Annotated in this window: 5 protein-coding genes; 4 read left to right on the top strand and 1 reads right to left on the bottom strand. The window is 56.7% G+C overall.

Features of this window, described 5'->3' with window-relative positions; translation table 11 throughout:
* On the top strand, positions 1–2160 hold a 2160-nt coding region (locus tag LN415_00995), incomplete at its 5' end, for a hypothetical protein (protein MCJ2555673.1).
* Positions 2161–2189: 29 nt separating this feature from the next.
* On the opposite strand, the gene LN415_00990 is transcribed toward LN415_00995, so the two are convergent.
* Positions 2190–3320 carry a polysaccharide pyruvyl transferase family protein gene (locus LN415_00990; protein ID MCJ2555672.1) on the bottom strand — a complete coding sequence of 377 codons (1131 nt, stop codon included), beginning with the start codon at positions 3318–3320 and terminating at the stop codon, positions 2190–2192.
* A 276-nt stretch (positions 3321–3596) separates the two neighbouring features.
* Here LN415_00990 and smc point away from each other — a divergent pair, with 276 nt between their 5' ends.
* From smc to LN415_00975, 3 genes are read left to right on the top strand one after another with little or no spacing between them, the layout of a single operon-like run.
* Positions 3597–7181: a chromosome segregation protein SMC gene (smc, locus tag LN415_00985; GenBank protein ID MCJ2555671.1), complete on the top strand. Its 3585-nt coding sequence runs from the start codon at positions 3597–3599 to the stop codon at positions 7179–7181.
* A complete protein-coding gene (locus LN415_00980) occupies positions 7178–8095 on the top strand; it encodes a hypothetical protein (GenBank protein MCJ2555670.1) in 918 nt (305 codons plus the stop codon). Before smc ends, LN415_00980 begins: the two co-directional genes overlap by 4 nt.
* Positions 8092–8592: an SMC-Scp complex subunit ScpB gene (locus LN415_00975; GenBank protein ID MCJ2555669.1), complete on the top strand. Its 501-nt coding sequence runs from the start codon at positions 8092–8094 to the stop codon at positions 8590–8592. The genes LN415_00980 and LN415_00975 overlap by 4 nt, the downstream gene beginning before the upstream one ends.
* Positions 8593–8661 lie beyond the last annotated feature (69 nt).

Below are 8661 nucleotides of genomic sequence, written 5' to 3'. Positions count from 1 at the left end.
AGCGGCAGCGGTCTCTCGTACATTGAGTACGAGCTCGACGGTGGCGGCTGGCAGAATTACGCGATGCCTATCACGGTGCCGGACGAAGGGAGTCATGTTCTACTGTACCGAGGAGTTGACAATCTCGGATTCGTCGAGAACCAGCAGAGCATCAACTTCTGGGTCGATGCCACTCCGCCGTACTCGGACATCCTTGTAGGCACACCCAACTACACGGGAATAGACCTATGGATAGCTCCATCCACGCAGTTGACCATCACATCCAATGACGACGGCTCAGGCATTGCGCTGATAGAGTATGAGCTGGACGGAGGCGGATGGCAGGCCTACATCGCTCCGATCACGGTGCCCGCTGAAGGGAACCATGTTCTGCTCTATCGAGGAATCGACAATCTGGGATACATTGAGAGCCCTTCGAGTCTGACGTTCATAGTCGACGGGTCCCCTCCTTCCTCGGCAGTCATGGTCGGAACGCCCAACTACACAGGAGTGGACCTATGGGTTTCTCCGTCGACTACTCTCACTATCACGTCCAGCGATGTTGGCTGCGGACTATCCCTTGTCGAGTATCAGCTGGACGGCGGCGGTTGGCAGACGTACACAATCCCGATCACTGTCCCAGACGAGGGGAGCCACCTTCTGCTCTACAGGGGGATCGACAACCTTGGGATCACAGAGGATCCAGGAAGCCTCGTATTCTGGGTCGATGCCACTCCCCCGTCCTCCGATGTGACCGTAGGATCACCCAGCTACACGGGAGTGGACCTGTGGATTTCTCCATCGACGACTCTCGAGATTGCATCCGCTGATGCCGGTAGCGGTGTTTCGCATATCGAGTACCAGCTCGATGGCGGCGGTTGGCAGACGTACACCATGCCCATCACGGTGTCACAGGAAGGAACTCACTTCCTTGTCTACAGAGGCGTCGACAATCTGGGATACGTTGAGGACCCGAAGAGTCTGGTCTTCGTAGTGGACGGCACACCGCCCTCCTCGGATCTAGCCGTCGGATCGCCGAGCTACACAGCGGCAGACCTGTGGATGTCACCATCAACACCCCTCACCATTTCGTCGATCGATGGCGGCTGCGGCCTCTCATACCTGGAGTATCAGATCGATGGTGGTATCTGGCAGACGTACACGGTCCCCGTTACTGTAACGCAAGAGGGCAGTCATGTACTGCTCTACCGAGGCGTTGACAACCTCGGAAACACCGAAACAGAAGGAAGTCTGGACTTCATCGTTGACGGAACTCCTCCCTCTTCGAACGAGATCATAGGAAGTCCGAACTACACGTGGGGCGGTCTGTGGATAGCGCCTTCAACCTCAATAGAGATCCAGTCCCAGGACCAGGGTTGTGGTCTTTCAGAAGTCGAGTTCTCACTCGACGGCGGCGGTTGGCAGACGTACACTGGATTCTTGACGATGCAGTCCGAGGGAGCTCACACCCTCTCGTACAGAGGAGTCGACAACCTCGGGAACGTCGAGGTTGAGAGACTGATGTCTTTCATCGTCGACGGGACGCCGCCTGCGTCGAGCATCAGCATAGGAGAGCCGAGAAACGACGTCACGCCCGTCGAAGTGTATCAGGAGACGCCGTTCACCATATCGTCCGTCGACGCCGGTTCGGGTGTGAGGGTCATCGAATACAGGATTGACTCTGGTGCGTGGCGCGAATACACTGGCAACTTCAACCTGACTGGACATGTATTGGGCATTCACACGATAGAATTCCGGGCCCATGACAACCTTGACAACTCGGAAGAGGTTCAGTCGATCACTGTTGATCTCATAGAACCCGCCGCCCTCGAGGACAACTTGAAGCCGCTGATCGCGATAGTCTTCGCCATTGTCCTGGCGATAGTCGGTGCCCTGCTCGCTCTCAAGAGGCCCTTCATTTCCGAGAAGGGGAAAGAGAAGAGAGCGTTTACGTTCTTGGCGGTTGCATTTCCCTTCGTCCTCGCGGAGATTCTCACTGGAATCTCCTCGCTGTTCGTTCCTGCGATGGAGGTGCCTCCTTGGTTCGGGCTCGGGATGATTATCGACCTGGCGATTCTCGCAGGGGGTCTAGTAATCGAGCTGGTGATCTTCGCCAAGAACAAGAGCCCTGAAAAGGAAGAGGAGGAGCCCGAAAGCGACGTTCCCGAAGAGGTCGACTGATCGCCCCGCGGGTGGATTGACCGGAGCACCTATCGAGAGTGAGCCAAATCCCCCAGCCGCGCGAGCATTCTGTCGTGCAGCCCGTCCACTTCCTTGGTGATTCTGCCACATATTTCGAGGAGTCGTTCGGAGTAATCCTTTCGCTCGATTGCTTTCGTGGTGAGACTCACAATCTTGTCCCCGGTGACAGCGTTCAAGGGGAGGCAGTAGTCTCCGAATCCGAAGGACTCCATCGTGGATGCGACCTTGCTGGCATAGGACATAGCAATGCTCGGCACGCCCATCGTCAGCGAGAATATCAGCGAGTGTAACCTCATCCCGATCATCAGGTCCATCTGCCCCAGTAGGGCCTTGACCTCGGCGGGCGTGTAGCTGCCCCTGACGATGTGAATGTCCTCCTCGCATGCGGACCCCGCCGCAATCTCCTCCATCAGACCGACGTCGCCGAGTGCTGGCGGGAGTTGGAAAGGGATCATCACGAACGAAACGTCCGACTTCGCCGCCGTCTTCTCCAGGGCATTTCTGATGCTCGATGCAAAGCGCTTCTGTTGCGATTCATCAAAGGCCTGCCAGTACCTCAAAGAAACGCCTATCTTCAGCCCGCCATCTTCGGGAACACCTTCCTCACGCAGGATTTCCTTCGCCCTGGACTCAGCAGCGGGCTCCAAAAGCAGAGCCGGATCAGGCAGGATAGACACTTCCATCTTGACACCGCATTTCCTCAACAGTTCCGCTGAGTATTCGTCTCGAACGGATATCGCATCCGCATATCTGAGCCCGAGCCTGAGGTACCGGCGGCTCCTGCGTTTCTCGATCGGCCCGACTCCCACGGAATAGAGAACTGACGGAGTCCCGACGCTGCGCCCCGCCACTATCCGCCCGAGCCAGAAGGGCAGGACCTGGAAGGGAGTGTCAAACAGCAGTCCCCCACCGCCGACGAGTATTATATCGGATTTGGAGGCGACCGCCACAAAGGAGCGCATCTGATCGAGCGGGAACGTCTCGACATCGTGCATCCGACGTACGTAGGCCTCGTCCCTCGCAGAGACCTTGATCGAAGCATCGGGAAAGGCTGGGCGGAGCTTCTGGAGCATCCCCGCCAAGATCGCTTCATCGCCGATGTTGGGAACGCCGTAGTACCCGAGAATCGTGACTTTCATGAGAGCTCCTCGACATATCGTCAGGCGGTCATAGCGACGGGGCGACTGAACATCGGTCACGGCGATATAAATCCATGCTCGCGGCGACGCCACCGAAAAGCCTCGCTGGAACGAGCAAGACGAGCGGTTTGTTCGACATGTCGACTATCACAATATTTATATATCCATAGCCTATACAGTGCTTGTCCGACAATTTGTCGGACTAATAGAAGGGAAAGATGGGGTGCAGCATCAACAATCAGCGAGCCATATCATTTTCCCCAACAGGTGATACGCTTGTATCTCAAGGAAATACAACTGGAGAACTTCAAGTCCTTCAAGCGGATGAGGATTCCACTTCTGAAGGGCTATTCAACGGTGACAGGTCCCAACGGTAGCGGGAAATCGAACATCGCGGATGCGATCCTCTTTGTGCTCGGTCCGAGAAGCTCGAGGGTGATCCGAGCGGGAAAGCTGACAGACCTCATCTTCAACGGAGGGAAGTCCAAGCGGCCCGCCAAGTACACGAGGGTGTCCCTGATATTCGACAACAAGGACAGGGTATTCCCCGTCAACGCAGACGAGGTGAAGCTCACGAGATACGTGAACCGCTCGCCTTCCGTGGAGGGAGGCTATAATTCATATTTCTACATCAACGACAAGCGGTCCAAGCTATCCGAGTTCGATTCCCTGCTCGCGCATGCCAGGATAAGCGCGGACGGCTACAACATCGTCCAGCAGGGGGATATCGCCAACATCGTTCAGATGGGCAACGTGGACAGAAGGAAGGTCCTGGACTCCATGGCTGGCATCTCGAAGTACGACGAGGACATCGAGAAGGCCTACAAGAAGAGAGCGGACGTGGAGGAGAACGTGTCGAGGATCGAGATAATACTGGGCGAGATCAAGAAACAGATCCGCCAGCTCGGAAGTGACAGGTCAGGCGCCCTCAAGTACAAGGAGATCAAGGACACGATGGACCTCGCCAACAAGCAGGTTGTCTTCAAGAACAAGGAGATGCTCGAGCATCAGGTCGTCGGCACGCTGAAGCAGATCGAGAAGTTCGAGTCCGAGAAGGAGAACCTGCTGAAAAGGAAGCAGGAACTCTCCCAGCGGCTGGAGGAGTCCAGGCTGGAGCTGGAGGACCACGAGAACAAGATGGTCGAGAAGGGCGGGGACGAAGTAAGGAAGCTCAAGCAGAGCATCGACGAACTCAGGATAGAAAGAGCCCGAGCGGAGGATGGCGCCGAGAACGCGGAGGAAGCCATCACAAAGACCACGGATGAGATCCGGAACCTCAAGGAAGAGATGAAGAAGGTCGAGGGAGAGCTGGAGAAGCTCTCGGAGGCGCTCCAGGAGACCGGGAAGCATCTGCGCTCGAAGGAGAAGGAGCTGAAGAAGAAGAGCGAGCGGATAGAGGAGTCCGAGCAGGCAGTGACCAAGTCCGATACGAGCGCGCTGAAGCTGCAGAAGAACATCATTTCGATGAACAAGCATGTGCACGACTCGGAGGAAGAGCTCCACAAGGTCAAGCTCCAGGATGACAGGCTCGAAGCGATGACAGAGAGGAAGAACGAGGAGGTCGCCCAGCTGGAGGAGTCCAAGAAGACAGCGGATTTCGAGCTGAAGGACTCCACCTGGCAGCTCAAGGAGGCGAACAAGGGCGAGAGGGCGAAGACAAAGAACCTCGACAAGCTACACAGCGAGCTGGACAGGCTCAGAAAGGATCAGCGGGAACTCCTCCGGAAGGAAACGGAGCTGGAGGACGCTGTCAAGAGGCTCACCAGGGACTACAACCAGCTCAAGGCGGAGGCCCAGGCCGCAGAGGACGTCCAGAAGGGATACACAAGGGCGGTCAGAGCCGTCCTGGAGACCCGGGACAAGGGGAAGATCAAGGGAATCCACGGCACCATCGCTCATCTCGCGAAGGTCGACCCGAAGTACGAGGTCGCGCTGAACGTCGCGGCCGGAGCGAGAATGCAGGCCATCGTCGTGGAGGATGACTCCGTTGCCGCGAAGGCCATAGAGTTCCTGAGATCCAAGCGGATCGGGCGGGCGATCTTCCTGCCCCTGAACAAGATGGTGACGAGGAGACCCCGCGGAAAGGCCCTCCTGGCCTCGAAGGACTCTCTCGGCTTTGCGATCAACCTCGTTGAATTCGACCAGAAATACGAGGCCGCCTTTTCGTATGTGTTCGGGGACACGCTCATAGTGGATGACCTCGGGTCCGCTAGGAAGCTCATGGGCGGCGTGAGGATCACGACGCTTGACGGAGAGCTGATCGAAGCAAGCGGGGCCATGATCGGCGGACAGATCGAGAGGGCCATCATCAAGTTCGGGTCACCGGACAAGGGAGAGATCGACAAGGTCTCCAAGGAGCTCCGAAGGGCCACGAAGAAGGCGGACGAGACAAGGAAGGAGATCGGAACGATCAGAGACCAGATCAAGACCGCCGAGGATGGCCTGAGCGACGCGAGAGAAGGGTCGGAGTCGTCCACATTCAAGCTGTCCACGCTGAAGGCCAAGATCAAGGACTTCAAGAAGAAGTCCAGGTCCCTTTCAGAGAAGGTCGAGGAAGCCCTTTCGGACTTGGAGGAGCTGAGCAACAGCAGGGCAACGGCCGCCAAGGAGATCTCTGATCTGGAAAAGACCATCAGGTCCATGAAGGACGAGAGAGAAGGCGTGAAGAGGAGACTCGAGAAGTCCACACCGGAGGCCCTTTCCAAGGAGCTCAGGTCCCTCGAGAAGGAGAGGAGCGGCCTTCGAGAGAAGATCAACGCCCTCGAGTCGAAGAGGGAGACCGTCAAGACGCAGATCGCAGTGATCGACGACAGAAAGAAAGAGATGACGGAAAGGCTCGAGTTCATGGAGACGTTCATCGAGGAGAACTCCCAGAAGTCAAAGGAGATGGAAAAGAAGAAGAGAGAGTCCAAGGAGAAGCTCCTCGCTCTGGAGAAGGTCGAGCAGTCGATGGGAGAGGAGCTTAAAGAGATCCGGGACCGCCGGGACGAGGCCTACAGGGAGAAGACGAGGTTCGAGAACGAGATCGACAAAATCATCCACAAGATGGACACGAAGGAGGACTTCCTTCTCGGGCTCCAGCGGGAGCTGGATGTCGGGAAGCAGAACCTCGATGAGGCGGAGAAGACCCTGGAGGGCTATGAGATCGAGAGCACGGACGACCTCCCATCGGCCAACGATCTCAAGAGGACCATCGAGGAGTGCCAGAAGTCGATCGAGACCCTGGGCCCCGTCAACATGAGGGCCCTCGAGGACTACGACAGGCAGAAGGACAGACACCAGGAGCTGAAGGACGAGTTCTCACAACTCGAGAAGCAGAGGAAGAACCTCCTCGGTCTGGTCGACGACCTGAACTCCAGGAAGAAGGACGGGCTCATGAAGGTCTTCACCGCGATCAACGAGAACTTCAGGCAGATACACAAGGAGCTCTCGGACGGAGGCGAGGCAGAGCTTGTCCTGGAGAACGAGAAGAACCCCTTCGAGGGCGGACTCCTGATCAAGGCGAGACCGAGGCACAAGAAGCTCCTCAGGCTGGAAGCGCTCTCGGGCGGCGAGAAGAGCCTGGTCTCGATGGCATTCATCTTCGCACTTCAGCAGTACGACCCGTCCCCGTTCTACTTCTTGGACGAGGTCGACCAGAACCTGGACGCGGTCAACGCGGAGAAGATAGCTCGGGCAATCAAGGAGCACTCCGCTGTCGCCCAGTTCATCCAGATATCGCTCAGAAAGGTCACGCTGAAGGAATCGGACAACATCGTGGGCGTCACGATGCAGGACGAGGGAGTCTCCAACGTGGTGATGGAGGTCGGCATAAGGGAGACCCCGGAACCCGAGCCCCCCACGGTGGAGGTGACGCCTTGAAGGAGAGCTACGAGGCGGTCCTCAACCACCTGCTCTTTCATAAGGCGCTGATTTCCGAGCAAGAAAACGGTGAAAGGATAACCGAGTACTTGCAGATGATCGAAGAGATAAACAAGGGGATGCACATCGCGTGCAGGGACCCCATGGAGAAGAGCCTCGCAGCGGCCTTCGAGCTTGTCATCGAGAGCAAGTTCGATCCGTGGGACATTAACCTGGTGGAGTTCACGAAGATGTACTTGAAGAAGGTCAAGCTGGACGGGGATGTGAATTTCGTGGTGGCGGGCCGCTTGATACTCATGGCATGGTCCATCCTCAAGCTCCAAAGCGACGAGGTCCTGGAGGACGCTACGCCGCAACTTCCCGCTGAAGAGTGCTTCTTCTCGGATTGGGACATCCCGCTAGAGTTCTATCAGGCGCCCGAGGACCTTGACTACACCAACGTGATAATGCACACGGGCATGAACCCGCTCAAGCAGGCGGTTAGAAGGCAGCCGGAGAGGAAGGTCACTCTGATCGAGCTCGTCGATGCCTTCGATGAGGCGAGAAGGGAATCCGAGTGCAGGGCCAAGATCGAGTCCCTCAGAGTGGCGAGCACGGAGCAGAGGGACGTGGAGTTCCACTCGAAGGTCCACAAGGAGAACCTGAGCGAGGACATGGCAGCGACATGGTCGCGAATCCGACAGTTCAACGGCGAGGCGATCCCCCTTCACAATCTCTGGGACAACGACGTCTGGGACCGCGTGACGGTGTTCGTATCGGTGCTCTTCCTCTGCATGATGAACAAAGTGAAACTCTGGCAGCGGAGAATGCCGCACGGCGAGATATTCGTGAAGACCCTGGCTGGAGAGGAATTGTTGACCCAGGAGGACATCGCAGAGACCCTCGAAGTGGATAAACTGGCGGTGATGAATTGAAGGCGAAAGGCGTCGTTGAGGCTGCTCTCTTCTCATCGTCCCACCCGCTCAGGATAGCCGAGATCTCGGACAGAACTGGCCTGGCCAAGGACGTGGTTAAGAGGTCCCTTGATGACCTGAGAAGGAGATACAGCAGAGGCGAGAGCGCCATAGAGATAAGCAGGATAGGTCAGAGCTACATCATGAAGGTGAAGGAGGAGTACTCGGATGAGGTGCTGGAGTTCTCCGAATCGCATATGCGCCGCGACGTGCTCAAAACGGCCTCGTTGATAGCATATCATCAACCGATCATGCAGAGCGACCTGAAGATCCTCGTGGGAGGCAAGGTCTACGACCATGTGAAGGCTCTCAGGGACCTGGGGCTCATCATCACAAGAAGGAGGGGTCCCACATACGAGCTCGTAACCAGTGGGGCGTTCTCGGAATACTTCGGATTACCATCTAGCAACAGAGAAATCGTGAAGAAGGTGATGGCAGAGAGGATAGGAATACAGTAAGCCAAATAGAGTGGTCAAATCATGTGGATGGGTGAGTGTCGTTGAATTTAAATAGAGGCAGGGTCATAA

The sequence above is a fragment of the Candidatus Thermoplasmatota archaeon genome, assembly GCA_022848865.1.
Lineage (GTDB): Archaea > Thermoplasmatota > Thermoplasmata > RBG-16-68-12 > JAGMCJ01 > JAGMCJ01.
This window is presented reverse-complemented; position numbering and strand designations above follow the sequence as displayed.

What these genes read in the sequence shown, in the direction of transcription:
- LN415_00990 (MCJ2555672.1), bottom strand. Translation starts at nt 3,320, where the DNA reads ATGAAAGTCACGATTCTCGGGTACTACGGCGTTCCCAACATCGGCGAT.